Raw genomic sequence first — 24,824 nt, forward strand, 5'->3', positions numbered from 1 at the left:
GTGACGGCGGAAACCGCGCCGCTGGTTGCCGCGGTGGGGGCCAACGTGCTGGTGGCGGGGTCCGCCGTCTTCAAGGGCGGCTCGCCGGAGCAGCCGCAGTTCTACGAGCGCCACATCAAGGCCATCCGCGCCACGGCCGACGCCGCGCGCGCCTGAGGCCGACGTTTCGTTGCGCACCGTCGGAAAGCTTGCGGCGGAGCCCGGGTTGCATTACTCTTTGTTCATGTTTTGTACGCGCGATACCGAGGCTGAAAGCGGGAAAGGCGGCGCGCCATGCTTGCGGCAGGCGAGACGACGAACTGGTGCGAATTCGACACGCCGATGGGACGCGGACGGCTCGGCTGGAGCGCGAACGGGCTGACCCGGCTGCGGTTGCCCGAAAGAGCCGCCGGGTCTGGCGATGCCGGGTTGGACGGGAGTGCGGACTCAGCGTCGGGCACACAACCGAGCGCGCCCAAAAATGCGCCAATGGCCGCCCCACCTCCTGATGCGCCGGCCTTCGTCATGGACGCCCTGGCGAAGCTGAAACGCTACTTCGCCGGAGAGCGGGAGGATTTTACCGGCGTGCCGCTCGACCTTTCCGGCGTTTCGCAAAGCCGCCGCACGCTTTACGCGGCGCTGTGCCGGATCGGCTGGGGCAAGACGACGACCTATGGCGGGCTTGCCGGGATGCTCGGCGCGCCGGGCGCGGCACAGGCCGTGGGGCGGGCGATGGGCGCCAACCCGATCCCCGTGATCATCCCCTGCCACCGGGTTCTGGCCGCGGGCGGCCGCATGGGCGGGTTTTCGGCGCCCGGCGGCGTGGTCACCAAGCAGCATCTGCTGGCACTGGAAGGCGTCGAGCCGGAAGAAACGCGGCAGATGGGCTTCGGTTTCTAGAACGGTATCTTGTCGGCCGGATTGCTTCAATCTGATCGCAATATGCTCCAGAAAGTCCTGCGCGAGACGGTGCTACGGAAGACGAATGGCACGAGGGCAGCCGCCGGAGACAGGGGCCGAAACGGCGTGCGGCAAGCGCCGGAACCGGGCGCGCCTTGAAAGCGGGCGGCTTTTCTGTTTTCACCTATCCGCATTCCGCCGCGCAGCCTGTTGCGGCCGGGGCCGGCGATCGCCTTCCCGGCGCAAGGCGCCTCCGATGTGGAGCGGTGCGGCGCCATGATTTCGACTTGAGCGAGCGACGAGGAAAACGCCCCATGCGCACGCGATTTCTGCGAAACCGGCTTGCCGTTGTCGTCGTGAGCGGCCTTGCATGCCTTGGCGCCGTCTCCGGTGCGCATGCCGCCGACGCGGCGCAACGGGCGATCATCGGCTTTTCGCCGGATGGCAGCCATTTCGCTTTCGAGCAATACGGCCGGCAGGACGGTTCCGGCTTTCCCTATTCCGATGTCTTCGTGTTGGAGACGGCAACCGACAGCTGGGTGCGCGGCACACCGGCGCGCGAACTGATCCGCAGCGACGGGGCGAGCGTCGATGAGGCGCGCAAGGCGGCGCGCAAGCGGATCGACCCGTATCTGTGGCGTCTCAATATCGGTGTGGAGGGCAAGACGCTCGTCTCCGACAGGGCGGCGGATGCACGCGACGCGGCCCGTTTCCTGCCGTTCACGCTGAAGGACGACGGCGACAGGCTGGGCCTGGGCACGGCGCGGCTCCGGCTGACCGAGATCGCCATGCCCAAGGCCGACTGCGCGACGCTGACCAGCGACACCCATGGCTACGCACTCGTTCTGGAGGGGGCGACGGGAGACCCCTTGCGCATCCTGCACGAGGACACCGAAATTCCCGCCTCGCGCGGCTGCCCGCTCCATTACGGACTGTCGGACATCATCGTCTTTCCGCGCCCGGGCAAGGGACCGGTGATGGTGGTTCTGATCTCCGTCTATCAGTTCGGCTTCGAGGGGTTGGACCGGCGTTTTCTCGCGCTCTCGACGACCTTCGACAAGAACCCGAACGCGCAGTGACGCGACGGAAAAAAGGGGAACGGAGGAAGAAAGCGAGAGAAGTGGAGCGGCTTCGCCGCACTTCTCTCGCTTTCTTCTCTCCCTTCCTTCCATTCCTTTCCCTTTCCTCCCCCCTGCCCCTCCCTTTCCCCCTCGCTAAATCACGCCCCATCATGTAAAGACCCGTCACATGAGCTGGAAGCGAGGCGGACGCGGGTATCATCACGGCAATCTGAGGGAAGCGCTCATTCGCGCGGCCCTCGAACTCATTGCCGAAAAGGGGCCATCCGGCTTCACCGTGGCGGAGGCCGCCCGCTCGGCCGGGGTCAGCCCCGCCGCCCCCTACCGTCATTTTCGCGACCGCGACGAGTTGCTGGTCGACGTGGCGCTGCGCGGGTTCGAACTCTTCGCCGAAGCGCTGGAAGAGGCCTGGAACGAGGGCCGGCCGGATGCGCATGCCGCGTTCGAGCGCGTGGGCAGGGCCTATCTCGCCTTCGCCCGGACACAGCCCGCCTATTACGCCACCATGTTCGAATCGGGCCTGCCGCATGGCGCCACCCCGGAACTTCGCGAGGCGACAGAGCGGGCCTATGCGGTGCTGCGACAGGCCTCCGAAGCGCTGGTGGCAACCCTCCCGGCAAAGGGCCGGCCACCGGCCTCCATGGTGAGCTTCCATGTCTGGGCACTCACACACGGGATCGCATCGCTTTTCGGACGTTCCGACGAAGGCCGGCGCAAGCTGCCTATGTCGCCGGAAGACCTGCTGGAGGCAGGCATGCTGATCTACCTGCAGGGCCTTGAACCCAAGGCGGAGTAGACCGCGCGGATGCACCGCCGATGGCACGGGCGTGCTGGCCGCACGGGTGCGCCGAATTGAAGCGGCACGTCATTTCAACCGTGCGTTTTGAAGGCGAGTTGAAGGCGCGACGTATTATTTTTTGTTAATTTGAAACGCCTCGCGGAGCGCCCGAGAGTGCTGCCTGCGAACGGGGGATCCGTCGGCGGCCACCACTTCAGGCGATCGTGACAGGCCGATCCCGGACCGTTCGTCTGGCGGGCTCGCACCGGGTTCCCGGCGGGCTTTTCATCTCAGGAAACTGAAATCATGCGTCGAGTCATTGTTTCCGCTGCGGCGGTCGCTCTGATTGCGTCGGCCACCACGGCCTTTGCCGCGCAGACCACCACCGGCACGGTGAAGGCGTTCAACCACAAGAGCATGACCCTCACGCTCAAGGACGGCGTCAAGTACCGCCTGCCTGCAGGCTGGAAGAACCCCGGCCTGAAGACCGGCGAGAAAGTGGCCGTTACCTACGACGTCAAGAACGGCAAGCGTACCGCGAGTGCTGTCGAAATCCGGAAATGACCATCCGCCATGGGGGCAACCGCTCCACCCACCCCCATGGCGCCCCCGGTCCTGACCGAGACCCTTGCTCCACGCGGGGTCCGGCCTGACGGGACCAGGAGGAACGGACGGCGGCCGGAATGGCGCTGATCCTCCGCGGCTTGGGCCGCCGTCCGTATCACGCGCGCCTAGACTGATCGATTCCCGGTTCGCGTACCGCTCCCGGACCGGGTCGTGCGCACCGGGCGGGAACGATCATTGTGACCGCCGCGTATTCTCCGGCCCGGCCACCACGCACGGGCCTTCGCGGCTGCGATCGCGCCGCCTCTCCTGCCCGCCGCATTCCCCGCCCGCCCTTGCCACTCTTCCGCGCTTCCTTGCCGTGCTGAATTTGCGGCGCCGCTCTCTTGACAGCGCCGCTGCGTGCAACCATGTTAATGTTATTCACATTCACACGAGGTCAATCATGACGGCAGCAGCCTCTGTCACGAACAAGCTCGATGAAATGGGACGGCCCGCGTGGATCGTCGTCATGATCATCGGCTTCATCGTTTTCTGGCCGCTGGGACTGGCTGTCCTGGCTTACTTGCTCTGGAGTGGACGCATGGGATGTCACGCACGCGGTTCCGACCGCTTTGAACGGAAGATGCAGCGCATGCACGAAAAGATGGACCGCATGCGCGCCCGCATGACCGGCAAGGACTGGTGGGAAGGCTCTCCCTCGTCCGGCAACGCTGCCTTCGACGAGTACAAGGCGGAGACGCTGAAGCGCCTGGAAGAAGAGCAGGACGCCTTCCACGATTTCCTGGAGCAACTGCGCATGTCCAAGGACCGGGCCGAATTCGACCAGTTCATGTCACAACGGCGCGGCAAGGACACCGCCTCCCCGGACGACCGGCCGAGGGAGAGACCGGAAGCCTGAGCCGTCCCGTTTCCCCGCGAGGACGACGAAGCGCCCGCCCCACCCGGCGGGCGTTTTCGTTTGTCGCCATAGCGCGGTTCGCGACGACAGCGCGAGGTCCGGCCGGCGATGGATTGCCCGGACAAAGCCGGGCAATGACGGGAGGACAGTGTTGGGCCGCGTCAATCGGGCGAAAGAGACTGCCAACGCGCAAACACGCTTGCAGCCGAGACGTTTCTTTCCGACAGTTGCGGCGAAGGTACCCAAGGGGCACCGGAGGCACTGCCAGGGAGGCGCGCCACGTGAGCACGGAAATTCTGCACCCGCTTCTTCTGGTCTATGCGGCCTATGTCATTGCCGTCGCGAGCCCCGGCCCCTCCAACATGGCCATCATGGGCACCGCGATGAACGAGGGGCGCGGCCCGGCGGTGGCGCTGGCGCTCGGCATCGTCACCGGCAGCCAGACATGGGCGCTTCTGGCCGCGACGGGGCTTTCGGCCGTGCTGACCACCTTTGCCGGGGCGCTTTTCGTCATCAAGATCGCAGGCGGGCTCTACCTGATCCACCTCGCCTGGAAATCGGCGCGCGCGGCGCTGAGCGCACGCCCGGCCGAGCCGATGGCGCCGGCCAGACAATCGAGCCGCGCCCGTCTCTATCGCCGCGGCCTGCTCTTGCACCTGACCAACCCGAAGGCCGTTCTGGGCTGGATCGCGATCATGTCGCTCGGCCTTCGCCCCGGCGCTCCCGCCTACACGCTGGCTGCGATTCTGGCGGGCTGCGCCCTCCTCTCCGTCACGATCTTCGTGGGCTACGCGCTGGTCTTTTCCACCAAACCGATGGTGACCGCCTACCAGCGGGCGCGGCGCTGGATCGAGGGCACGCTGGCGCTCGTCTTCGGCTATGCCGGAATCCGCCTGCTCGCGTCCAGACCGTGACGCCATCCGCCTTTGCGAGACAAAACGGGCTGCGCGCGCACGCCTTCGTTGGCATAGTGACGCCATGACACTGCTGATCCAGAATCGCGACGCCCGCCGTCTGCTCATCGATACGCAAGGCCTGTCGATCCCCCCGCGCAGCCGGCTTTCGCCTGCAGAACTTTACGCGCTTATCGAGAAGCTCGGTTTCGTGCAGCTCGACAGCATCCAGACCGTGGAGCGCGCGCACCATCACATCCTTTTCGCGCGCACCCAGGGCTACCGGCAGGCCGACCTGAAGCGGCTGCACGAGCGCGACGGGCTCCTCTTCGAGAACTGGACGCACGATGCCTCGGTGATCCCCACGCGGTTCTTTCCCAATTGGAAGCACCGGTTCGAGCACAATCGCCCGCGGCTTCTGGAACGGTTCACCAATTGGCAGCGCGAGGAATTCGCGCACATGATCGACGAGGTGCTGGGCCATATCCGCGACAACGGCCCGACCATGGCGCGCGATCTCGGCAATGACACGGGGCCGAAAAAATCGAACGAAGGCTGGTGGGAGTGGCACCCGACCAAGACGGCGCTGGAATATCTGTGGCGCACGGGGGAGCTCGCCATCGTGCGGCGCGAGGGGTTCCAGAAGGTCTATGATCTGACCGAGCGGGCGATACCGCCAGAGCATTTCGAGCGGGAGGTCTCCCACGCGGACTTCGTGGATTGGGCCTGTTCATCGGCCATGGAACGGCTCGGCTTCGCGACGCCCGCCGAAATCGCCGCCTTCTGGGATCTGGTGACGCTGGAGGATGCGAAGGCCTGGTGCGAAGGCACACGCGCGGCGGGCGCGCTCATCGAGGTGGATGTGGAGAACGCCGACGGCACGACGCGCTCGGCCGTCGCGCGACCGGACATCACGGAGACGATCGCCGCCGCCCCGGAAGCGCCCTCGCGGCTGCGCGTGCTGAGCCCGTTCGACCCGCTGATCCGCGACCGGGCTCGCACCGAACGCCTGTTCGGCTTCCGCTACCGCATCGAGATCTTCGTGCCCGAACCCAAGCGCGAATACGGCTATTATGTCTTCCCGCTGATGGAGGGCGACCGGCTTGTCGGGCGCATCGACATGAAGCACCACCGCAAGGAGGGCGAGCTTCGGGTGGCGGGGCTTTGGTGGGAACCGGGTGTGCGCAAGTCGGCCGGACGAACGGCGAAGCTTGAGGCCGAACTCGACCGCATCCGGGCCTTCACCGGGGCGGAGCGGGTGGCGTTTGCGCGGGAGAGCGGAAACACGTGCGAAACATGAGGAAACGTTGGACGCAAAAAGGCCAGATCCATAAGGTCGAGGCAACGTCATTTCTCGCTAAGTGAGTTGCTATATGCGCGTTCTCGTCCTGCTTGTCGTCTCTCTCGTGCTCGGCTCCTGCGGCTCCACGTCTGTCACCGAATTCGCCGATAGCGGCAACGCCTACCGGCTCAAGCCCGGCAACACGTACCTCGTCAGCTTCTTTGCCGGACAAGGCGGCAAGATGTCCAATTCGAAGCAGATTTTCCGGCATGTCTTCTGTCCGGTCAGCCCCGAGGGAGACTTCGGCAGCTGTGCCAAGGACGAATACGAATTCAACATGGTGCCTACGACGAAAATATCATTCGAGCACACGCTGCCGGTCGCCGGCGTGAACGGCGTTCGCATGACTTTCACAACCAGTCCGATGGAAGGCACCGGCCGCTACGCGCTCACCACGAAGCTTCCGCTGGTCAAGACCCAATATTCGACGATCGTCCGCATCAAGACCTTCACCTGGGTCGCGGAATTCGCACCCGACACGGTCATCGTCCTGCCGCCGGACGGCCAGGGCGAGGTCTGGACGGAGCGCGCCCGCGAGAGCCTCGCCGCCGTCATGGGCGACAAGGTGAAGGGGCTCCGGTTCGTCGCCGCCCGCAAGGTATCGACGAATTGCACAGATGCGAAGAACATCTTCGGCATGAAGACGGAGAAGTACTTCGACTGCAAGCTGGTCGGGGAATAGCGCGGGGCTTGCGAAAGGTCGCGGGCATCGGCCATGGGGGGCTTTGCGCCGTCACACAGGATCTCGTTTCCTCGGACACGGCACACGTATTTACGGTTGCTCGCATCCAGTCCGTCACACTCTCCAGCGTCATCCCGGACGCGACGCGGCGCGAAGTGCCGCTTCGCAGATCCGGGATCTTCCCACACAGCCTGCCGCGCGAGGTCCCGGGTCTGCACGGCAGCACTGACGTGCTGCGGTGCGCCCGGGATGACACCGGAGAGCATTGCGCGGAATGCGCCTCCTCCCCCTGACGCAACGCTTTCCCAATCTTTCCTGTGTTAATTCTGCCGGTATGACCGTCCAACCGGCCTCCCCTGTCGTGGCGCCAATCGAGCGTCGCGGGTCCGACCGGCGCAAGCCGAGCACGCCGCTTGTCCGGCTCCTGACGCGCCTTGCGCTGATGGCGCTCGGCTGGGGCGCGGCCGTGGCGCTTATCGCGTTCTCCCGGCTCGTCGGCGACGATCGGGCGATCGACGGCCGGATGGCGACGATCCTCGCGATCTTCTTTTCCGGCGGGGTCATCGGTGCGGTGACGGCCTTTCCGACCGCGGTCATTCTCGTCATCCGGCGCCCGCAAAAGAGCGCGCGGTTTGCGGCCATGGTGGTGTCGCTGACGCTCGGCACCGTCGGCTTCACGGGCTTTCTGTTCTACCTCCATTTCAACCGCTATTACGCAGCCTGGCATGCGGAACCGTTCACGCACGACTGGCTATGGCAGACGCTTTTTACCGGTGCGCAGGCGGTCTACATCTTCGCCGTCACGGGGCTGCCGCTGCTGTTTCCGGCCGGCATTCCGCTGCTTTTCGTGGCCGGCCTCATGTTCTCGCGCACCGACGGGCGGCGCGGCTGGCGACCGCAGGACGGGCGATTGCCCCGCAAGGATCGCCGTGGCGACGGCAAAGCGCCACGCCGGCAATTGTGATCGCCCCTATTTCCTGCTAGATGGCGCGCACCCCTCCCCTTCATGAAAATGAGGCCTGCGCCGATGATCCCGCGCTATTCCCGTTCCGAGATGACCTCCATCTGGTCGCCGGAAGCAAAATTCCGCATCTGGTTCGAGATCGAGGCGCATGCCGCCGACGCGCTGGCCGAGCTGGGCGTGATCCCGAAGGACGCGGCCAGGACCATCTGGGACAAGGCGAAAACGGTCGAATTCGACGTGGAGCGCATCGACGAGATCGAGCGCGTGACCAAGCACGACGTCATCGCCTTCCTCACGCATCTGGCCGAGATCGTCGGACCCGAGGCGCGCTTCGTCCACCAGGGCATGACCTCTTCGGACGTCCTCGACACATGTCTTGCCGTGCAGCTCGCGCGCGCCGCCGATCTGCTGATCGGCGATATCGACAAGCTGCTGGAGGCGCTGAAGCGCCGGGCGATGGAGCACAAGGACACGGTCACCGTCGGCCGCTCGCACGGCATCCACGCCGAGCCGGTCACTTTCGGTCTGAAGCTCGCAGAGGCCTATGCGGAATTCGCCCGCAACCGCGAGCGCCTCGTTGCCGCCCGCAAGGACATCGCGACCTGCGCGATTTCCGGGGCCGTCGGCACGTTCGCCAACATCGATCCGCGCGTGGAAGAGCACGTGGCGCAGGCGATGGGGCTTTCGGTGGAGCCGGTCTCCACGCAGATCATCCCGCGCGACCGTCATGCGATGTTCTTCGCAACCCTCGGCGTCATCGCCTCGTCGGTCGAACGGGTCGCCATCGAGATCCGTCACCTGCAGCGCACCGAGGTGCTGGAGGCGGAGGAATATTTCTCGCCCGGCCAGAAGGGCTCCTCGGCGATGCCGCACAAGCGCAACCCCGTGCTCACCGAAAACCTCACCGGCCTTGCCCGCATGGTGCGCTCCTACGCCTTCCCCGCGATGGAGAACGTGGCCCTGTGGCACGAGCGCGATATCTCGCACTCCTCCGTGGAACGCATGATCGGCCCCGACGCCACCGTGACCCTCGATTTCGCGCTGGTGCGGCTGACCAGCGTCATCGACAAGCTGCTGGTCTACCCCGAACGCATGAAGGGCAACATGGACCGGCTCGGCGGGCTCGTCCATTCGCAGCGCATCCTGCTGGCGCTGACCCAGGCCGGCTGCTCACGCGAGGACGCCTACCGGCTCGTCCAGCGCAACGCCATGAAGGTGTGGGACAGCTACCACGTCTCGGGCTCCGCCACCGTCGACTTTCTGGAGGAGCTGCTGGCGGACAAGGACGTCCGGTCCTATCTGTCGGAGGAAGAAATCCGCGAGCGCTTCGACATCGCCTATCACACCAAGCATGTGGACACGATCTTCCAGCGGGTGTTCGGCGAGGCGTAAGCCTTTCGCGAAACCAAAACGGCCAAGATAAAACGATCTGCCCCATGAAAGCTGCTGAAGCCGATATCCTCCTCATTCCTGGCCTTGGAAATTCCGGGCCCGATCACTGGCAGACGCGCTGGGAGGCGAAGCTCTCCACTGCCCGGCGCGTCGACATGGGCGACTGGAACAAGCCGCACCGGCCGCAGTGGACGGAACGTCTGGTGCGCGCCGTGAACGCGGCGGAAAAGCCGGTGGTGCTCGTCGCCCATTCGCTGGGCGTCGTCACCGTCGCCCACGCAGCACCGGAGTTCGACAAAGGCAAGGTCGCCGGCGCCTTTCTGGTGGCGATGTCGGACGTGGAGGACGTGAGCCGCATGCCAGCGCCCGTGCCGGGCTTTGCGCCCATTCCGCGCGAACCCCTGCCGTTTGCGAGCGTTCTGGTGGCCAGCCGCACCGATCCTTACGCGCCCTGGACCAAGGCGGAGACGATCGCGCACGCCTGGGGTTCGCAGTTCCAGGATGCCGGCGATGCCGGCCACATCAACGCCGAAAGCGGCCAGGGGCCGTGGCCGGAGGGGCTGCTGTCGTTCGCCAAGTTCATGTCGCGGCTGGGGTAGCGAGGGCCGGAGCCTTCGGGCACCGAATGCGTAGCCCATCCTTCGAGGCGGACGCTACGCGCCCTCCTCAGGATGACGTTATCGTTTTGTTTTTCTTAAAGAAAAATCCATATGCACAACGTCATCCTGAGAAGGCCTGACAAGGCCGTCTCGAAGGACGGCCGGCACGCGCCGCCCTTATGCTTCCGGCGGCAACGGTTGCGGCTCACCTTTCCCAAGCCCCGCCCCTTGAAGCCCGCCGGACGCGGGTCTAGGACATGTACGGACGCGCGCTGCCCTCCTCCCGAATTTTCCCAAGGCAGCGCCTCCGGTTGAAGTCGCAAAGAGAAAGCCATGCACAAGAACAAACTCGTCGTCGTCGGCGCCGGCCATGTCGGCTCCTACGTGCTCGCGGATGCCATGAAGCTCGGGCTCTTTGCGCAGATCGGGGTGATCGACATTCTGGAAAACGTCGCCTATGGCGAGGCGCTTGACCAGGCGCAGGCGACAGCGCTCACCTACATGAACAATGTGGACGTGACGTCGGGCGGATACGAACAGTGCGCCGATGCCGACGTGATCATCGTCGCGGCCGGGCCGAGCGTCATCCCGGACCCGTCAAATCCGAAAGGCGAGCCGGACCGCACGCTGCTGACGAAGACCAATTGCGAGGTCATCCGTCAGGTGATGGCCGGGATCACGAAGCATACCACCGACGCCATCGTCATCCTGATCACCAATCCGCTCGATACGATGGTCTATATCGCGGAGAACGAGTTCGGATACCCGAAGGGCCGTGTCTTCGGCACGGGCACGATGCTCGACTCGGCGCGGCTGAGGAAGCTCATCGCCGATACCTATGACGTCGATCCTAAATCGGTCACCGGCTACATGATGGGCGAACACGGCAGCACGGCGTTTCCCGCACTCAGCCACGTCAACGTCGCCGGCATTCCGTTCGCCGAACTCGGCCAGTATTTCACCGCGCGCGAGGACATCACGGATCCGGAGGTCGTGAAGGCCAAGATCGTCAGCGCGGCCTACGAGGTGTTCAACGGCAAGGGCTGGACCAATGCAGGCGTCGCCCAGGCGGCCGTGACGATGGGAAAGGCGGTGCTGCTGGATGAACACAGCGTCTATCCCGCCTCAACGACGTTGCGCGGGCAGTACGGTCACGACGGCGACGTGGCGCTGAGCATGCCCTGCGTCATCGGCCGCGAAGGCATCGTGAAACAGCTCCCCGTCACGCTGAACGACTGGGAGGCGGAAAAGCTGGAGGCCTCCATCGCGTTCATCAAGTCCGCGATGAAGGATGCCGGCACGGGGCCCGACAAGGCGCGCTGAGCGGCGTTTGCCGCAAGACCACCAATTCATGCAGGCGATCCACAAGGTCCGGCCCCGTCGAGGGGCGGCCCTTGCAGATCGCTTTTTCGTTACGCTGCCTTGCCGATACCATCGAGTTCACGCAACGCGTCTTGCGGCAGCTCAAGCTCCGCCGCCGCGATGTTCTCCTTCAGGTGCGCCACGGATGACGTTCCCGGGATCAGCAGGATATTCGGCGAGCGCCGCAGCAGCCAGGCGAGCGCGACCTGCATCGGCGTCGCATCCAGGCGCCCGGCAATCTCATTCAGCGTCTCCGACTGCAACGGCGTGAAGCCGCCGAGCGGGAAGTACGGCACATAGGGCGTGCCCGCCGCGGCGAGATCATCGATCAGCGCGTCATCGGCGCGATTGGCGATGTTGTACATGTTCTGCACGCAGACGATATCGCAGATCCCGCGTGCCTCGGCCACCTGACCTGCGGTGACGTGGCTGAGGCCGATATTGCGCACCAGCCCCTGACTCTGCAGGTCGGCCAGCACCGAGAGCGGCTTCTCGATCGGACCGTCCGCCGGCTTGTGCGGATCGAACATGAAGCGCAGGTTGACCACGTCGAGCGTCTCGAGGCCGAGGTTGCGCAGGTTGTCGTGGACCGCCCGGGTAAGCTGCTTCTTGGAGAAGGCCGGGTTCCACGAGGCATCCTCGCCGCGCAGGGCACCGATCTTGGTGACGATGACGAGATCGTCCGAATAGGGATGCAGCGCCTCGCGAATGATCTCGTTGGTGACGTGCGGCCCGTAGAAATCGCTGGTGTCGATGTGATCGACGCCCTCTTCCACCGCCGCGCGCAAGACCGCGACCGCCCCGGCGCGATCCTTCGGCGGACCAAAGACGCCGGGGCCCGCGAGCTGCATGGCGCCGTAGCCGATCCGTTTCACCGTGCGATCACCCAGGGCGAAAGTACCGGCCTTGTCGATATTTCTCATGAACGTACTCCTGATGCTTTCCGTCTTATACCTAAGGCGGGCACATCAGGGGAAAATAGACCGATCAGAAACAGGCTGTACGACGAGACGAACAATCGTGCCGCCGGGCGCGGTACACGGACCGTTTCCCCGCTCTCGATCACGCGGACCCCGCCTGGGTCTCAGGCGAGATGACCCTGGTGCGGCTTGATCAGGTCGTTGATGCGCTTGGCGATCCAGATGCTGACCGGCAGCGCGATTACGGCACCGACCGCCATGGCGATCAGCATGGCGTTGGCATCGATCTGGCCGACACCGAAGACGGTCAGCGGCACGAGCATGCCGATACCGGCGAGTGTGGGGGCTGCGATGATGAAGATGATTGCGGCAAGCTTCCACATGATCCGATGCTCCTCAAACCTTGGGAACCGTTCTTCCCAGCAGAAGCATGCCGCATCCGAAATTCCATCGCGGATTTTTTTTCGATCCGACAGCTTCAGCCGACCGGTCGCAGCATTCGCGAGTGCTCGCATTCACTCATTGAAATTTGTCAATATCCAGGCCGGACAACTTGCCGCAGAGGCATCCTACCTGTCTTTGTTGGCCGCGGCTTCCAAGAACGGTGCGAGGGTCGCGGACACGCCGGAGCGGATGATGGCCTTGTCGCTCGTCCAGGAAATGAAGGTGAACCCCATTTCGCGGGCCGCGACGGCGTCATCCAGCGTGTTGCAATAGATGCCCGCGAGCTTGCCTGCGTCCCGCGCCGCTCGGGCGATGCGCCTGGCGGCGTCCTGCACCTCGCGCCCGCCCGGCTCGCACCGCGCGCCATCCGACAGTGCGATGGAGAGATCGGCGGGACCGACGAAAACGCCGTCCAGCCCGTCCACGGCGACGATCTCGTCGACCGCCTCCAGCGCCGGCCGCGTCTCGATCATGCCGAAGCCGATCGTCTCGGCGTCGGCGCTCATCAGATAGGCCTGCGACTCGGCCACACCATGAAGCTCCATTGCGCGCGCCGGTCCCCAGCTGCGCGTACCGGCCGGCGGAAACTTGATGTAGGAGACGAATTCCCGTGCATCGGCGACCGAGCCGATCATCGGTGCGATGATCGCTTCCGCCCCAGCATCCAGAAGACGACTCGCGGTAGCGAAGTCGCCCACGGGAACGCGCGCGACCGGATGGCCGCCGGCCAGCAGGATGGCGGGAATGGCGTCGCGCACCGAAGCGTAGTCGTGGCCGCCATGCTGCATGTCGAGCGTCACCGCCTGATAGCCGGCGCGCACCAGTTCCTGCGGCATCGCGCTGCCCGGCAGCGTCGACCATGCGGTCACGATCGTTTCGCCGGCACGCAGCCGGTTTGCAAGCGTCATCGCAGGCTCAATCATGTTCGTTCCTCTCCAAGACCGTCGTCGCGCTTCGTTCAGTCCAGTCCCGTATCGTATCGTATCGTATCGGCCCGATGTTTCTGCATATCCAGCGAGGCCGCAACCGTTTTGCACGTTGATAGCGCAAATAGGCAAATAGAAAGGCCGCCCCACCATTCGGCGGAACGGCCTTTCAAGATCATTCCGTATCCTGACCGCACACGAAGCCACCCGCACCGTGGCTCCGCCCTTGTGCAAGGCGCATCACCCGTCGGTTCTGACCTGCGCCACCGCCTCGGCCATCAGTTCTTCCATGGTCCGACGGATCTGATGATCCGACTGCTCCACCTTGGCTTCGTCGAAATCGCCGCGGATCTTGCGGAAGACGTCTTCCTCCCCCGGCTCCTCGAAATCGGCACGCACGACCGACTTGGCGTATTCCACCGCTTCGTCACCGCTCAGACCGAGCTTCTCCGCAGCCCATTGCCCCAGGAGCCGGTTACGCCGGGCCATGGCCTTGAACTGCATTTCCTCATCGTGGACGTATCGCTTTTCGAAAGCGTCCTCGCGCTTGTCGAATGTGCTCATGGTCTTCTCCTGCCCTGAGACCGGCCGCGAGCGATTGCCGGCGGATCCCCCCTCATGGAGGCATCCTGTTACGTAAATATGGCCCTTTACGGCCACGGAAACAACGCCTTGCATCGTCGGCCCTTGCATATATTTCCGCAGGCCCCAAATCAATCTCGTAAGGCTTCACCCGTTCGGCTAATAGGGCGGCATCCCCAACCATCGACCGGCACGGAGTCCCCGCTCGCGGACGGTCCTCGCACAGGACGTCGCAGCCGATTGTGCTTTACCCCCAATTCGGGTAGGTTCCAGCCTCGCTCGCGGGAGAAACGTCACGATTCCGCTATCGTGTGCCTTGTTCCAGGCGCGATCGAAGCGGATAACGGAGTATCCATCGCAAATGGATTTCCTCAACAAACCACGGTACGTACCCATGAATCGCCGCCGGCGCATCTATGAAGGCAAGGCAAAGATCCTCTATGAGGGACCGGAGCCCGGCACGCTCATCCAACATTTCAAGGACGATGCGACGGCCTTCAACGCGAAGAAACACGAAGTCATCGATGGCAAGGGTGTGCTCAACAACCGCATCTCCGAATTCGTGTTCACCAATCTGAACGCTATCGGCGTGCCGACCCACTTCATCCGCCGGCTGAACATGCGCGAGCAGCTCATCCGGGAAGTCGAGATCATCCCGCTCGAGATCGTCGTGCGCAACGTCGCCGCCGGCTCGCTCTCCAAGCGTCTCGGCCTCGAAGAGGGCATGCAGCTGCCCCGCTCGATCATCGAGTTCTACTACAAGAACGACGAGCTCGACGATCCGATGGTCTCCGAAGAGCATATCACGGCTTTCGGCTGGGCCACGCCGCAGGAGATCGACGACATCATGGCTCTGGCCATCCGCGTCAACGACTTCCTCTCCGGCCTGTTCCTGGGCGCAGGCATCCGCCTCGTCGACTTCAAGATGGAGTGCGGCCGGATGTGGGAGGGCGAGATGATGCGCATCGTCGTCGCCGACGAGATCTCCCCCGATTCGTGCCGTCTCTGGGACATCAAGACCAACGACAAGATGGACAAGGACCGGTTCCGCCGCGACATGGGTGGACTCGTGGAAGCCTACCAGGAAGTGGCTCGCCGTCTTGGCATCCTGATCGAGAACGAACGCCCGCACGGCTCGGGCCCCGTTCTCGTGAAGTGAGTGCTCGTAAAGTGAATGCTCGTGAAGTAGCGACTTTGCAAGTCGCGCCGCTTTGATGTAATCCCCGAACGCCCGTGCTCGATGAGCGGCACGGGCGTTTTTCTTTTGGCCGACCGACCGCATCAGGACGAACCATGAAGGCACGCGTCACCGTCACGCTGAAAAACGGCGTTCTCGACCCCCAGGGCAAGGCAATCGAAGGCGCGCTCGGCGCGCTCGGCTTCGGCGGCGTCGGGGGCGTGCGTCAGGGCAAGGTGTTCGACATCGAACTGGAAGGTGCCGACAAGGAAAAGGCCAGGGCCGATCTCGAAGCCATGTGCGAAAAGCTGCTCGCCAACACGGTCATCGAGAATTACGCCATCGAGCTTTCCTGAGGCGCACGCGTTCGTTTTCGCCGCGAAGCGGTGTAGAGTGCGCGCAGACCGGAACGAGAGTGCGTCGATGGTCGGGAGCCGGAACGAGAATGGGGCGGACGAGGCGCGGCCAGAGGCCGACGACGCGCGCCGCATCATCCGCTTCCTGATCGGCAAGGCGCTCCTGTTCATGCTGTTTCCGGCCGTTCTTGCGGCCCTTGCCGTCTTCTTCCTGATCTAGAGCTGCCGTTTCAGATCCAGAACCACTGGCCAGAGTGTAAGACCCATGAAATCAGCCGTCGTCGTCTTCCCCGGTTCCAATCGCGACCGCGACATGCTGCACGCGCTGGAACTCGTCACCGGCGAAAAGCCCGCAACCGTCTGGCATCAGGACACCGAACTGCCCGACGTCGACCTGGTGGTGCTGCCGGGCGGCTTCTCCTACGGCGACTACCTGCGCTGCGGCGCCATTGCAGGGCGCTCGCCCGTGATGTCCGAGGTCGCGAAGATGGCGGAGCGCGGCCGGCTGGTGCTGGGCGTTTGCAACGGCTTCCAGATCCTGACCGAGACGGGCCTCCTGCCCGGCGCGCTGATGCGCAACGCGGACCTGAAGTTCGTGTGCCGGGAGGTGAAGCTCCAGACGGTCAACACCCAGACGCCGTTCTCCGGCGCCTTCGAGAATGGCCAGGTCTGGCGCTGCCCCGTCGCTCACCACGACGGCAACTACTTCGCCGACGCCGACACGCTTGCGCAGCTTGAAGACGGCGGCCGGGTGGTTTTCCGCTACGCGGAAGGCACCAATCCGAACGGCTCGATCAACGACATCGCCGGCATCGTCAACGCTGCCGGCAACGTGCTCGGCATGATGCCGCATCCGGAGAACCTGGTCGAACCGATACAGGGCGGCACCGACGGCCGCAGGTTCTTCGAAAGCCTGATACAGGCGCTCGAGACCGCCTGAGCCGATGCTCATCGGCGCAGCGGCGATCGCCGTCACCCTAGCAACAGGCGCTTTCCTGGCCCTGCCCCGGGTGATCGGCAGCGATCGCTGGCGCGCGATTGCGACCCCGCTCGCCTCCATCATCGGTTCCGGCTTTCTGGTCACGGTGCCGATCCTGCGCGATCTATCCGGCGCCTGGGCCATCCTGCCGATGGCAGGGCTTCTGGCCCTCGCCTACCTGATCGGCGGGGCGATCCGCCACAACATCCGTTACGTCGAGCCGATCTTCGAGGATGGCAGCGCGCCGCTCGGCCTTGCCTCGCTGGAGCGACTGTCGCATCTCGTCCTCGCCTTCGCCTATTTCGTCTCCGTCACCTATTACCTCGTCCTCTTCGCCTCCTTCGCGCTGAAGCCCTTTGGCATCGTGGACGAGACGGTGGTGAAGATCGTCGTGTCGATCTGCCTGGCGATCATCGGAACGGTCGGCTTTACACGCGGATTTGCGGCGGTGGAGCGGCTGGAGGTCTACACAGTCTCGCTGAAGCTCGCGATCATCGCCGGGCTCATCGCGGGGCTGACGGTATTCGGGCTCGGCGAATTGGCGAGCGGGACCATCTCCACAATTCCGGGCCACTTCGAGGCGCGCAACGTGCCGGTCTTCCTGGGCCTGCTGATCGTCGTGCAGGGCTTCGAGACCTCGCGCTTCCTCGGCAATGCCTACGGGACGGAGATGCGTGCCACGACCATGAAGCAAGCGCAGATCCTGGCCGGCATCATCTATCTCGCCTTCTTCGTGACGATGATCCCGCTTCTCGGCAACGACGTGACCGGCGGCGGTATCGCGGCGATCGTCGACATGCTGAGGCCGGCTTCGCTGATCCTGCCGATCCTGATCATGGTGGGAGCGCTTGCCAGCCAGTCGAGCGCGGCGATCGCCGATACGCTTGGAGCCGGCGGTCTGGTGCACGACGTCACGGGAGGCCGGGTGCGGATCAACTACGCCTACCCGCTGATCGCGGTCATCGCCGCGATCATTACCTGGGAAACCGATATCTATTCCCTGATCACGCTGGCCTCGCGCTGCTTTGCGCTCTTTTACGCACTCCAGTGCCTGATCGCCTCTCTCAGCGCGATCAGGCGGCACGAGCTTCACGGCGCAGTCCTTTACGGGCTGCTTTGCGTCGTCTGCGCCGCCGTCGTCGCCTTCGGGGCTCCGGTGGAAGGGGGATAACCCGCTCCCCCAGCGCACTCTTGCGTCAGCGCACCGAGTAGTGGCCGCCTTCGCCCGTGCGGACGTTCTGGTGATAGTAGCCCTTGCCGTCCTGGAAGATCTTGAGGCGCAGGTTGATGTCGCCCGTCATCACCAGCAATCCGCCTTTCGTGATGGTGTACCTCCCCTTCTGCCCATGCCTGTTCGTCCAGGTGCCGTTGGCCTTGTAGGTGGTCTGGTGTGAACGCGAAGTCGCCGTGTGTCCGACATATGCCTTGCGCACCTCCGCCTGCGTGAGCTGGCGGCGTTTGCCGGCAACGAGCGTTACCGGCGCGCCGAGCTGAGGTGTGGCGCCGGTGACGGGCGGAAGAGCCGACGCGCCGAGCGCGGAAACGCTGACGAACGCCGCCGCCATGGCGGGCAGTAGAAGTCGTTTCATGCAAACAGGTTCCCGTTGAGTTTACGACAATAGTTTCAGAACACTAATTCCGTTCTCGTTATTTTATACTTCAATGGCCGTTATTGCATCAAGATCGCTTGAAAAGCCGACCGGCCAGCCATACCAACGGGCTCATTTCACTTTGATATGGACGGAATCAGAATAGATCTCGACACGGACCCAGCAATTGTCATTGACAATGCGCCAGCCGGCATCCCCTTCGATATAGCCGTTGAGGATCATTCGTTCCATCCGCGCGCGGTTGGCGGCGGAGGCGAAGAAGCGATCGTCCTCGTCGCCGCGATCGCGAATGCCGAAGCGATGAAAATTCGCCCGATCCTGACGAACCACCTGCCAGGGCTCGGAGAGCCGTGTGCCACGGGAATTGTAATGATCATCGGGCCCGAGATAGGCGACGTAAACCTCCAGAAGCCGCCCCTGCGCCAGCGCCGGCGGATTGAAGGACAGGCCTGCGACAGCGAACGTGGCCAGAGCCAGCAGAATTGAAGACAGTTTCATCGTACCCCCCATTTCACAGAAACAATGTGAAACATAAATAGAAGATCGGGGGAAGACGCGACGTAAACAAGAGGGACGTTTGGTCGCGTGCGCCGCGCATCCCGGGAAAGGCGCGGGCCCAGGAAAGGCGCGGGCAAACCCCTCAAGCGAGGAGATCTCCTTGCCTCAAAGCGCCCGCAATTCGCCGTACCAGGCATAGCCGCGATAAAGCGGTGCCGTTCGCACCGCACCGCCCTCCGCTTCCGCGATATCGCACAGAGCCTGAAACAGATCCGGCCTCGGCGAGACATGAAAGCTCTTCAGCCACAGGAAAAGACCGGTCCGGAACAGGTGCGGGAGACGCTCCTGCTGGCCGAAATCGACCACGTGCAGCCGCCCGCCGGGCGCAAGGGCCAATGCCGCGCATTCCAGCGCCTGACGCCAGGGCGGCACCATGGAAAGCGAATAGGAAAAGAACACCCGATCGAAAGCCGCACGACCGAAAAGGAGTATCGGCTCGAAATCGGCGGCGTCGGCGCGCGCAAGCGTGATGCGCCCGCCAAGGCCGGCACGCTCGATGTTCGCGCGGGCGGTCTCCAGCATTTCGGCGGAAATATCGAGACCGTAAAACCGCGCGCGGGGATAGGCGCGGGCGGCCGCAATGAGATTGCGCCCCGTGCCGCACCCCACCTCCAGCACATGGCCGCGCGCGGGCGGACTGAGCGAGGCGATGAGCTGATCGCGCCCCAGCAGATAGTACTTGCGGGTGAAATCGTAGATGTGGCGCTGATACCGGTAGACCCGGTCCATCAGCTCCCCGTTGTGGGGCGCGGCAATATCGGACATGGCACTGCGGACCGCTTTCCGGCCCTCCCGGTCTGTTGAGACTGTGGACGTCAGTTGAGCGTGTAGAGGTGGAAACCGCCGTAGATCGAGGAGCGGTCGCGGGCGTTGAGCGCGAGGCTTTCGTCCTCGCGATAGGTCCAGCGCGAGAGCGTTTCATCTGCGACACGGCCGGGAAGCAGGCTCGGTTCGGCGGCGGTGCGGAAGACCACCCGGGCGCCGGCGCGCGCGGTGCGGGTTATCTCGCTCCACAAAGCGTTCAACTGGGCATCCGTCATCCAGTCCTGCGCATCGAGCAGCACATAGGCATCAAGGCTCGCATCGCGTTCGCCCGCCAGATGTTCGGTGAAGGAGCGGTTGACGACCCGGACCCGGCCGGCACGCTCGCGGATCTCCTCGAAATGCTCGCGCTTCAGGTAGGGCGGCAGCGGGCCCGCCGGCCCCGTGCTCTCTCCGTGCGTGGCATTTTCCATCGGCGCATAACCGCGGGCGAAGGCTTGCCAGGCGAAGTAGTTTTCCGACATGGGGAAATCGCAGGCGAGCTTTTCGAGCCGCTGACGCAGGACACCGGCCATGTCGCCGCCGCCGGCGGACGCAAGCGCCTCGTACTGGGCGGGCGGAATGCCAAGGCCGTAGAGCGACATCTTCTTCGACGTCGCCCAGCGCACCAGGCGCTTGTCGAAGATGGGGGCGAGTGCGGTATCGAAGAAGGTGCGCTGCTCGTCGAGCGACCGTGCGCGCACCATGTCCTTGGGATCGATGCCGTACAGCCGCGCAACGAGATGCCCCGCACCGATGAAATACCCCAGCAGCCCGTGATAATAGAGATCGCGGGAGAACAGCGTGATGCGGCGGCGGCCCCAGCCCGACAGGCTGCGCCCTTCCCAATAGCCGCGCGTGTCGGCGTCGAGCTTGTCCTTCACGAAGCGCCTGTATGCCGCGATGTTGGCCTTTTCGTCGGCCTCGCCGAAGAAGCGGTAGAAGGTGTCGTGGTTGGGCAAGTGCGTGACAGCGGCGAGCTTCAGCCGGGTCAGCGCGACATGGGCGCGGTTGAGATCGACGGCGACGATCTCGGCCGGATCGGCGGTCAGGTAGCTCATCACGTTGCAGCCGCCCGAGGCGATGGTGACCATGCGGCTGTCGGGGCCGAGCTTGAGCGCCGCCATGTCGACGTCCGGGTCCTCCCAGATCTGAGGGTAGACGAGCCCCTTGAAGGCGAAAGTGAACATCCGCTCCAGGAAACCCTCGCGGGTGCCGGCGGCGGAGCGGTGCACCGCTTCCTTCAGTCGGCGGGTGGAGTCACTCAAAGCTTGATCGGCCATCTGCCTGTCTCTCCGGAAATGGGCGGCCGGGCGGTATCCGGCGCGCGAATTTCCGGCGAGGGTTACGCAGGATCGGCGACAGTTTGGTGACGCCCGGAGTGCCGGAGCCAGGCCCCCGCCACCGGGGACGCAAGAAATTCGACCGGGCGGATGAGGTGGCAACCAGACACTGCGCAAGATATTCCTTAGCCGGATGGCTATGTAATCACACCGATAACATTACAAATTTACTTGTACTTTACATTATCGAGCGACCATTGACGGCATTGAAGGGGAGTTTTCGCCGGACCGCAGAGGGTGCGGGGCGAAAGGGCCAGTCGCGGTTCGCTTACCCACGTCGCGACGGCAGGGAGGAAGCCATGAGCCTCTATCAGATCTGCTACCGGAGCCGAATCAAGCCGGATGTCGTCGCGGGCGATATCGAGGACGAGATCGCGCACACCATCAACCGGCTTCGCCGAATGAACGCGCTGAACGGCGTTACCGGCGCGCTCATCCTGACCGACACTCATGTCTTCCAGCTGATCGAAGGCCAGGCGGAGCAAGTCGACGTTTCCCTGCAATGCGCCGCCAGCGATCCGCGTCACGAGCGTGTGGAAATCCTGTCGCGCAAGGCTGTGGAATACCGGCTCTTTCACGACAGCTGGCTCTATTTCGCGGACCTGCGCATGGACCACGGCCGCGAACTTCCCTCCGAGCTTTCCATGATCATGCCGCGCCCGGAAACGGCGAACGCCGCCGACATTCTGGCGCTGATGGCCCATATAGCGGGCGATCTCGCCGAGGCGCAGCTGACCAACCGGCTGTTGCAGATCTGACATCTGCCAGTGGGTCCTGCGCGGTGCTGCCCGGGGCCGCGCCCTGGTACCGCCGGCCCCATGTGCGCTTGCGGGGCACAGCGCAGACCTTCCCCCGTGACTGTTGCGCTTCTGCGCCTATATGATGGACGAATCCTCAGGAGGCGCCGGCGCGTAAGGAAATGCGCAAGCACGAATTCCCACCCCTTTTCTCCTTTCTGGCGCCGATTGCGGGCACACGGCCGGGAAATGGCCACAGAACGGGTCATCAATACGGTTTCGCCGCGATGCAAATCATCTTATACGCCGCGCCGACCCACCTTGAGCGCGCCCACCCGGCGCGAAGCGCGGGGCGATGGCCGCCTCCCTGGCCCGCCCCGCACACGGACATTTCCGAGGAGTATCTTCATGAGTAACGAGGCACAGGGCGATCCGGCCGTCGTCGGTTGCATCCTGGCCGGCGGGCTGGCGCGGCGCATGGGCGGTTGCGACAAGCCGCTGCTGCCGTTGGGCGGCAAGGTTCTGCTCGCCCACATGATCGAGGCACTGAGCCCCCAGGTCGGCACGCTGATGCTTAACGCCAACGGCGATCCCGGCCGTTTCTCTGGCTTCGGCCTGCCGATCGCGGCAGATCCGGTGGAGGGTTTCGCCGGGCCGCTGGCGGGTGTGCTGGCCGGCATGCGGTGGACCCAGGCCAATGCGCCCAAGGCGACCTACATCGTGAGCGCGGCGGCCGACACGCCGTTCTTTCCGCAAGATCTCGTCGCCCGCCTCAAGGTGCCTCTTGGCGACGAGCCGGGCATTGCAATCGCTGCGTGCGGCGGAAAGCGGCATTCCGTTTTCGGGCTCTGGCCTGTAGCGTTGGCGGACGATCTGGCCGCATGGCTGGCGAATCCGGAAAACCGCAAGGTCCTCGCCTGGGTCGAACGGCACCGCAACCTCACCGTCGAGTTCCCGCCGCACGAGGGGCGCGATCCCTTCTTCAACATCAACACGCCGACAGACCTGGCAGAGGCGGAGCGCATCCTTGCAGACCCCTCTCACCAGCGACGGCCGGCTTGCGAAAAAGACGAAAAGAGCGAGGCCAGCGCATGACGCAAACCGTTTTCGGCATCACCGGATGGAAGAATTCCGGCAAGACGACGCTCGTGGAACGGCTGGTGGCCGAACTGACCGGGCGCGGCTACAGGATCTCCACCATCAAGCATGCCCATCACGCATTCGATATCGACCATCAGGGCACGGACAGCTACCGTCACCGTGAGGCCGGCGCCGTCGAGGTGGCCCTGGTTTCCGGTCACCGGTGGGCATTGATGCACGAACTTCGAGGCGATGACGAGCCGCCGCTGGAAGCGGTACTGAACCGGATCTCGCCGTGCGATCTGGTGCTTGTGGAAGGCTACAAGCGTGAGGCGCATGCCAAGATCGAGGCGCGCCGCACTGGCGCCTCCAAAACGGAACCGCTCACCCCGGGCGACCCCGCCATCGTGGCTATTGCCACAGACCACCCAATCGAAGGCGAAAGCGTACCCGTGCTTGACCTCAATGACGTGAGCGCGATCGCCGACTTCATCATCGATCACTGCCGACTGCCGGAACGCAATGCCGCCGAATAAGCCCCTCCCCCCCGAACTGCGCACGCTCGTGGACGATTGTTTCCAGCACGACAGTGAGCGCCTGCGCCACGACGAAGCCATCGCGATCCTGCGCGAGCGGGTAAAGACAGTGGCGACGCCCGAAACCGTGCCGCTGGAGCAAGCAGCGGGCCGCGTCCTCGCGAAGGCGGTAACCGCGCCGCGCGACGTGCCGCTTACCGACAATTCGGCCATGGACGGCTACGCCTTCGCTCACGGCGCCTACGAGGCGACCGGCGGCTTCTTTCCCGTCGACCAGCGCATTCCCGCCGGGCACCCTGCTGAAGTGCCGCTGCTTCCCGGCCGTGCGGCGCGGATCTTTACCGGCGCGGTGATACCGGAGGGAGCGGATACGGTCGCCATGCAGGAAGACTGCGAGCGACATGATCAGGACAGCAAGCCCTTCGTCATCATTCCGCCGGGCCTGAAGAAAGGCGCCAATGTGCGCCGGGCGGGCGAGGATGTCGCCAGGGGCGCGGAACTGATCCCGGCCGGCAGCCGGCTGCGGCCGCAGGAGATCGCCGCCATCGCCTCCGTCGGGCAGGCGGAGGTTACCGTCACGCGGCGGCTGAAGGTGGCGCTGGTTTCCACCGGCGACGAGATCGTGCGCCCCGGCAATCCGATCCAGCCGGGACAGGTCTACGATTCCAACCACTACCTGCTGCATGCACTGTTGCAATGCGTGGACGCGGAGGCGATCGATCTCGGCGTTCTCAAGGACAAGCCCAATCTGATCCGCACCACGATCAAGGAGGCGGCCGCCACGCACGACGCGATCCTGACGACGGGCGGGGCCAGCAAGGGCGAGGAGGACCACCTCGTCGCGGCCCTCGATGCACTCGGCACGCGGCACATGTGGCAGCTGGCCATCAAGCCGGGCCGGCCGATGAATTTCGGCCAGATCGGCGACTGCATCATGCTGGGCCTGCCAGGAAATCCGGTGGCCGCCATGGTGTGCTTCCTGCTTTACGTGCGGCCCGTACTCGTCGCCATGTCAGGCGCGCCCTGGCCCGAGCCGGTGCGCTTCCAGATCCCCGCCGCCTTCGAGATCAGGAAGAAAAAGCCCGACCGGCGCGAGTTCTCGCGCGGCTGGCTGACCCACGACGAAAACGGCAGGCTTTGCGTCGACAAGTTCGAGCGTGACGGCTCCGGCCTGATCACGGGCCTGCGCGAAGCCGATGGACTGATCGAGATCGCCGAGGAGACCACCAAGGTGGAACGCGGCGAGATTGTCAACTTCATCCCCTTCACGGAACTCGGCCTGCCGGGCAAATAGTCCGGCAGGCGCTGTCTCTGGGGCCGTGCGTCCACGCCGCCACCTG

29 protein-coding genes and 1 pseudogene are annotated in these 24,824 nt (G+C 64.5%); 22 read left to right on the plus strand and 8 right to left on the minus strand.

The features are described from left to right. The 13 genes and pseudogenes from C8N35_RS24285 to C8N35_RS19555 all read left to right on the plus strand — a co-directional run. A pseudogene (locus C8N35_RS24285) lies at nucleotides 1-156 on the plus strand (ribulose-phosphate 3-epimerase); the annotation flags it as partial. Nucleotides 157-273: 117 nt separating this feature from the next. Next, a complete protein-coding gene (locus tag C8N35_RS19500; protein WP_428977126.1) occupies nucleotides 274-879 on the plus strand; it encodes a methylated-DNA--[protein]-cysteine S-methyltransferase in 606 nt (201 codons plus the stop codon). 314 nt (nucleotides 880-1,193) lie between these two features. After that, the gene (locus C8N35_RS19505; RefSeq protein ID WP_107991413.1) at nucleotides 1,194-1,958 is read left to right on the plus strand and encodes a DUF2259 domain-containing protein; all 765 of its coding nucleotides are present in this window, start codon (nucleotides 1,194-1,196) and stop codon (nucleotides 1,956-1,958) included. Between the two features lie 169 nt (nucleotides 1,959-2,127). Beyond that, nucleotides 2,128-2,754 (plus strand): TetR/AcrR family transcriptional regulator, encoded by a 627-nt coding sequence (locus tag C8N35_RS19510; RefSeq protein WP_107991414.1) that lies wholly within the window; start codon nucleotides 2,128-2,130, stop codon nucleotides 2,752-2,754. A 288-nt stretch (nucleotides 2,755-3,042) separates the two neighbouring features. After that, nucleotides 3,043-3,300 carry a DUF1344 domain-containing protein gene (locus tag C8N35_RS19515; protein ID WP_107991415.1) on the plus strand — a complete coding sequence of 86 codons (258 nt, stop codon included), beginning with the start codon at nucleotides 3,043-3,045 and terminating at the stop codon, nucleotides 3,298-3,300. Between the two features lie 445 nt (nucleotides 3,301-3,745). Beyond that, nucleotides 3,746-4,201, plus strand: coding sequence for a DUF2852 domain-containing protein (locus C8N35_RS19520; RefSeq protein WP_107991416.1), 456 nt, complete (start codon nucleotides 3,746-3,748; stop codon nucleotides 4,199-4,201). Between the two features lie 281 nt (nucleotides 4,202-4,482). After that, nucleotides 4,483-5,115, plus strand: coding sequence for a LysE family translocator (locus C8N35_RS19525; RefSeq protein WP_245926869.1), 633 nt, complete (start codon nucleotides 4,483-4,485; stop codon nucleotides 5,113-5,115). Nucleotides 5,116-5,179: 64 nt separating this feature from the next. Beyond that, nucleotides 5,180-6,394 carry a winged helix-turn-helix domain-containing protein gene (locus tag C8N35_RS19530; protein ID WP_107991418.1) on the plus strand — a complete coding sequence of 405 codons (1,215 nt, stop codon included), beginning with the start codon at nucleotides 5,180-5,182 and terminating at the stop codon, nucleotides 6,392-6,394. 73 nt (nucleotides 6,395-6,467) lie between these two features. Further along, nucleotides 6,468-7,118, plus strand: a complete 651-nt coding sequence (locus C8N35_RS19535; RefSeq protein ID WP_107991419.1) for a hypothetical protein — start codon at nucleotides 6,468-6,470, stop codon at nucleotides 7,116-7,118. Nucleotides 7,119-7,452: 334 nt separating this feature from the next. Beyond that, a complete protein-coding gene (locus tag C8N35_RS19540) occupies nucleotides 7,453-8,082 on the plus strand; it encodes a hypothetical protein (protein ID WP_146177435.1) in 630 nt (209 codons plus the stop codon). A gap of 63 nt (nucleotides 8,083-8,145) precedes the next feature. Further along, a complete protein-coding gene (gene purB / locus C8N35_RS19545) occupies nucleotides 8,146-9,474 on the plus strand; it encodes an adenylosuccinate lyase (RefSeq protein WP_107991421.1) in 1,329 nt (442 codons plus the stop codon). Nucleotides 9,475-9,518: 44 nt separating this feature from the next. Then, complete coding sequence (locus C8N35_RS19550) at nucleotides 9,519-10,073, plus strand: RBBP9/YdeN family alpha/beta hydrolase (RefSeq protein WP_107991422.1); 555 nt, start codon at nucleotides 9,519-9,521, stop codon at nucleotides 10,071-10,073. A gap of 333 nt (nucleotides 10,074-10,406) precedes the next feature. Beyond that, nucleotides 10,407-11,396: a lactate/malate family dehydrogenase gene (locus C8N35_RS19555; protein ID WP_107991423.1), complete on the plus strand. Its 990-nt coding sequence runs from the start codon at nucleotides 10,407-10,409 to the stop codon at nucleotides 11,394-11,396. Nucleotides 11,397-11,485: 89 nt separating this feature from the next. Here the strand turns inward: C8N35_RS19555 and C8N35_RS19560 are convergent, their stop codons facing one another. From C8N35_RS19560 to C8N35_RS19575, 4 genes are all read right to left on the minus strand, one after another. Next, nucleotides 11,486-12,358 (minus strand): aldo/keto reductase family oxidoreductase, encoded by an 873-nt coding sequence (locus C8N35_RS19560; RefSeq protein WP_107991424.1) that lies wholly within the window; start codon nucleotides 12,356-12,358, stop codon nucleotides 11,486-11,488. Nucleotides 12,359-12,519: 161 nt separating this feature from the next. Continuing rightward, nucleotides 12,520-12,738, minus strand: coding sequence for a hypothetical protein (locus C8N35_RS19565; protein WP_107991561.1), 219 nt, complete (start codon nucleotides 12,736-12,738; stop codon nucleotides 12,520-12,522). 186 nt (nucleotides 12,739-12,924) lie between these two features. Further along, complete coding sequence (locus tag C8N35_RS19570; protein WP_245926870.1) at nucleotides 12,925-13,722, minus strand: HpcH/HpaI aldolase family protein; 798 nt, start codon at nucleotides 13,720-13,722, stop codon at nucleotides 12,925-12,927. A 243-nt stretch (nucleotides 13,723-13,965) separates the two neighbouring features. Next, complete coding sequence (locus C8N35_RS19575; RefSeq protein WP_107991425.1) at nucleotides 13,966-14,289, minus strand: DUF1476 domain-containing protein; 324 nt, start codon at nucleotides 14,287-14,289, stop codon at nucleotides 13,966-13,968. 379 nt (nucleotides 14,290-14,668) lie between these two features. On the opposite strand from C8N35_RS19575, the gene purC reads away from it, so the two are divergent. The 5 genes from purC to C8N35_RS19595 all read left to right on the plus strand — a co-directional run bounded on the left by purC (nucleotide 14,669) and on the right by C8N35_RS19595 (nucleotide 17,990). After that, nucleotides 14,669-15,466, plus strand: coding sequence for a phosphoribosylaminoimidazolesuccinocarboxamide synthase (gene purC / locus C8N35_RS19580; RefSeq protein ID WP_107991426.1), 798 nt, complete (start codon nucleotides 14,669-14,671; stop codon nucleotides 15,464-15,466). Between the two features lie 134 nt (nucleotides 15,467-15,600). Beyond that, on the plus strand, nucleotides 15,601-15,840 hold the full coding sequence (gene purS / locus C8N35_RS19585; RefSeq protein WP_107991427.1) for a phosphoribosylformylglycinamidine synthase subunit PurS: 240 nt from the start codon (nucleotides 15,601-15,603) through the stop codon (nucleotides 15,838-15,840). Between the two features lie 67 nt (nucleotides 15,841-15,907). After that, a complete protein-coding gene (locus tag C8N35_RS23945) occupies nucleotides 15,908-16,060 on the plus strand; it encodes a phosphoribosylformylglycinamidine synthase-associated small membrane protein (RefSeq protein ID WP_170122185.1) in 153 nt (50 codons plus the stop codon). 45 nt (nucleotides 16,061-16,105) lie between these two features. After that, nucleotides 16,106-16,780: a phosphoribosylformylglycinamidine synthase subunit PurQ gene (gene purQ / locus C8N35_RS19590; RefSeq protein ID WP_107991428.1), complete on the plus strand. Its 675-nt coding sequence runs from the start codon at nucleotides 16,106-16,108 to the stop codon at nucleotides 16,778-16,780. 4 nt (nucleotides 16,781-16,784) lie between these two features. Next, nucleotides 16,785-17,990 (plus strand): hypothetical protein, encoded by a 1,206-nt coding sequence (locus C8N35_RS19595; RefSeq protein WP_107991429.1) that lies wholly within the window; start codon nucleotides 16,785-16,787, stop codon nucleotides 17,988-17,990. A 25-nt stretch (nucleotides 17,991-18,015) separates the two neighbouring features. Here the strand turns inward: C8N35_RS19595 and C8N35_RS19600 are convergent, their stop codons facing one another. The 4 genes from C8N35_RS19600 to C8N35_RS19615 form a co-directional block, all read right to left on the minus strand. Then, nucleotides 18,016-18,408 carry a hypothetical protein gene (locus C8N35_RS19600; RefSeq protein WP_146177436.1) on the minus strand — a complete coding sequence of 131 codons (393 nt, stop codon included), beginning with the start codon at nucleotides 18,406-18,408 and terminating at the stop codon, nucleotides 18,016-18,018. Nucleotides 18,409-18,540: 132 nt separating this feature from the next. Beyond that, nucleotides 18,541-18,927, minus strand: coding sequence for a hypothetical protein (locus C8N35_RS19605; RefSeq protein ID WP_245926871.1), 387 nt, complete (start codon nucleotides 18,925-18,927; stop codon nucleotides 18,541-18,543). Nucleotides 18,928-19,092: 165 nt separating this feature from the next. Continuing rightward, nucleotides 19,093-19,752 (minus strand): class I SAM-dependent methyltransferase, encoded by a 660-nt coding sequence (locus C8N35_RS19610; protein ID WP_107991431.1) that lies wholly within the window; start codon nucleotides 19,750-19,752, stop codon nucleotides 19,093-19,095. A gap of 50 nt (nucleotides 19,753-19,802) precedes the next feature. Beyond that, complete coding sequence (locus tag C8N35_RS19615; RefSeq protein ID WP_107991432.1) at nucleotides 19,803-21,071, minus strand: BtaA family protein; 1,269 nt, start codon at nucleotides 21,069-21,071, stop codon at nucleotides 19,803-19,805. Nucleotides 21,072-21,430: 359 nt separating this feature from the next. On the opposite strand from C8N35_RS19615, the gene C8N35_RS19620 reads away from it, so the two are divergent. From C8N35_RS19620 to C8N35_RS19635, 4 genes are all read left to right on the plus strand, one after another. Further along, nucleotides 21,431-21,889: a BLUF domain-containing protein gene (locus C8N35_RS19620; protein ID WP_107991433.1), complete on the plus strand. Its 459-nt coding sequence runs from the start codon at nucleotides 21,431-21,433 to the stop codon at nucleotides 21,887-21,889. Nucleotides 21,890-22,276: 387 nt separating this feature from the next. Next, complete coding sequence (gene mobA / locus C8N35_RS19625) at nucleotides 22,277-22,963, plus strand: molybdenum cofactor guanylyltransferase MobA (protein ID WP_107991434.1); 687 nt, start codon at nucleotides 22,277-22,279, stop codon at nucleotides 22,961-22,963. Further along, entirely contained in the window at nucleotides 22,960-23,484 is a 525-nt protein-coding gene (gene mobB / locus C8N35_RS19630) for a molybdopterin-guanine dinucleotide biosynthesis protein B (RefSeq protein WP_107991435.1), read from the plus strand. Before mobA ends, mobB begins: the two co-directional genes overlap by 4 nt. Further along, nucleotides 23,471-24,778, plus strand: a complete 1,308-nt coding sequence (locus C8N35_RS19635) for a molybdopterin molybdotransferase MoeA (RefSeq protein WP_107991436.1) — start codon at nucleotides 23,471-23,473, stop codon at nucleotides 24,776-24,778. Before mobB ends, C8N35_RS19635 begins: the two co-directional genes overlap by 14 nt. Nucleotides 24,779-24,824 lie beyond the last annotated feature (46 nt).

The sequence above is a fragment of the Breoghania corrubedonensis genome, from assembly GCF_003053845.1.
GTDB classification, from domain to species: Bacteria; Pseudomonadota; Alphaproteobacteria; order Rhizobiales; family Stappiaceae; genus Breoghania; species Breoghania corrubedonensis.

Bases quoted from the DNA above. Each gene is read 5' to 3' on its own strand.
- C8N35_RS19555 (WP_107991423.1), top strand. From the start codon at position 10,407: ATGCACAAGAACAAACTCGTCGTCGTCGGCGCCGGCCATGTCGGCTCC.
- C8N35_RS19575 (WP_107991425.1), bottom strand. From the start codon at position 14,289: ATGAGCACATTCGACAAGCGCGAGGACGCTTTCGAAAAGCGATACGTC.
- mobB (WP_107991435.1), top strand. From the start codon at position 22,960: ATGACGCAAACCGTTTTCGGCATCACCGGATGGAAGAATTCCGGCAAG.
- C8N35_RS23945 (WP_170122185.1), top strand. From the start codon at position 15,908: ATGGTCGGGAGCCGGAACGAGAATGGGGCGGACGAGGCGCGGCCAGAG.
- C8N35_RS19605 (WP_245926871.1), bottom strand. From the start codon at position 18,927: ATGAAACTGTCTTCAATTCTGCTGGCTCTGGCCACGTTCGCTGTCGCA.
- C8N35_RS19540 (WP_146177435.1), top strand. From the start codon at position 7,453: ATGACCGTCCAACCGGCCTCCCCTGTCGTGGCGCCAATCGAGCGTCGC.
- C8N35_RS19600 (WP_146177436.1), bottom strand. From the start codon at position 18,408: ATGAAACGACTTCTACTGCCCGCCATGGCGGCGGCGTTCGTCAGCGTT.
- C8N35_RS19595 (WP_107991429.1), top strand. From the start codon at position 16,785: ATGCTCATCGGCGCAGCGGCGATCGCCGTCACCCTAGCAACAGGCGCT.
- mobA (WP_107991434.1), top strand. From the start codon at position 22,277: ATGAGTAACGAGGCACAGGGCGATCCGGCCGTCGTCGGTTGCATCCTG.
- C8N35_RS19550 (WP_107991422.1), top strand. From the start codon at position 9,519: ATGAAAGCTGCTGAAGCCGATATCCTCCTCATTCCTGGCCTTGGAAAT.
- C8N35_RS19520 (WP_107991416.1), top strand. From the start codon at position 3,746: ATGACGGCAGCAGCCTCTGTCACGAACAAGCTCGATGAAATGGGACGG.
- C8N35_RS19635 (WP_107991436.1), top strand. From the start codon at position 23,471: ATGCCGCCGAATAAGCCCCTCCCCCCCGAACTGCGCACGCTCGTGGAC.
- C8N35_RS19610 (WP_107991431.1), bottom strand. From the start codon at position 19,752: ATGTCCGATATTGCCGCGCCCCACAACGGGGAGCTGATGGACCGGGTC.
- C8N35_RS19620 (WP_107991433.1), top strand. From the start codon at position 21,431: ATGAGCCTCTATCAGATCTGCTACCGGAGCCGAATCAAGCCGGATGTC.
- C8N35_RS19570 (WP_245926870.1), bottom strand. From the start codon at position 13,722: ATGATTGAGCCTGCGATGACGCTTGCAAACCGGCTGCGTGCCGGCGAA.
- purS (WP_107991427.1), top strand. From the start codon at position 15,601: ATGAAGGCACGCGTCACCGTCACGCTGAAAAACGGCGTTCTCGACCCC.
- C8N35_RS19565 (WP_107991561.1), bottom strand. From the start codon at position 12,738: ATGTGGAAGCTTGCCGCAATCATCTTCATCATCGCAGCCCCCACACTC.
- C8N35_RS19505 (WP_107991413.1), top strand. From the start codon at position 1,194: ATGCGCACGCGATTTCTGCGAAACCGGCTTGCCGTTGTCGTCGTGAGC.
- purQ (WP_107991428.1), top strand. From the start codon at position 16,106: ATGAAATCAGCCGTCGTCGTCTTCCCCGGTTCCAATCGCGACCGCGAC.
- C8N35_RS19530 (WP_107991418.1), top strand. From the start codon at position 5,180: ATGACACTGCTGATCCAGAATCGCGACGCCCGCCGTCTGCTCATCGAT.
- C8N35_RS19515 (WP_107991415.1), top strand. From the start codon at position 3,043: ATGCGTCGAGTCATTGTTTCCGCTGCGGCGGTCGCTCTGATTGCGTCG.
- C8N35_RS19535 (WP_107991419.1), top strand. From the start codon at position 6,468: ATGCGCGTTCTCGTCCTGCTTGTCGTCTCTCTCGTGCTCGGCTCCTGC.
- C8N35_RS19510 (WP_107991414.1), top strand. From the start codon at position 2,128: ATGAGCTGGAAGCGAGGCGGACGCGGGTATCATCACGGCAATCTGAGG.
- C8N35_RS19615 (WP_107991432.1), bottom strand. From the start codon at position 21,071: ATGGCCGATCAAGCTTTGAGTGACTCCACCCGCCGACTGAAGGAAGCG.
- purB (WP_107991421.1), top strand. From the start codon at position 8,146: ATGATCCCGCGCTATTCCCGTTCCGAGATGACCTCCATCTGGTCGCCG.
- C8N35_RS19560 (WP_107991424.1), bottom strand. From the start codon at position 12,358: ATGAGAAATATCGACAAGGCCGGTACTTTCGCCCTGGGTGATCGCACG.
- purC (WP_107991426.1), top strand. From the start codon at position 14,669: ATGGATTTCCTCAACAAACCACGGTACGTACCCATGAATCGCCGCCGG.
- C8N35_RS19500 (WP_428977126.1), top strand. From the start codon at position 274: ATGCTTGCGGCAGGCGAGACGACGAACTGGTGCGAATTCGACACGCCG.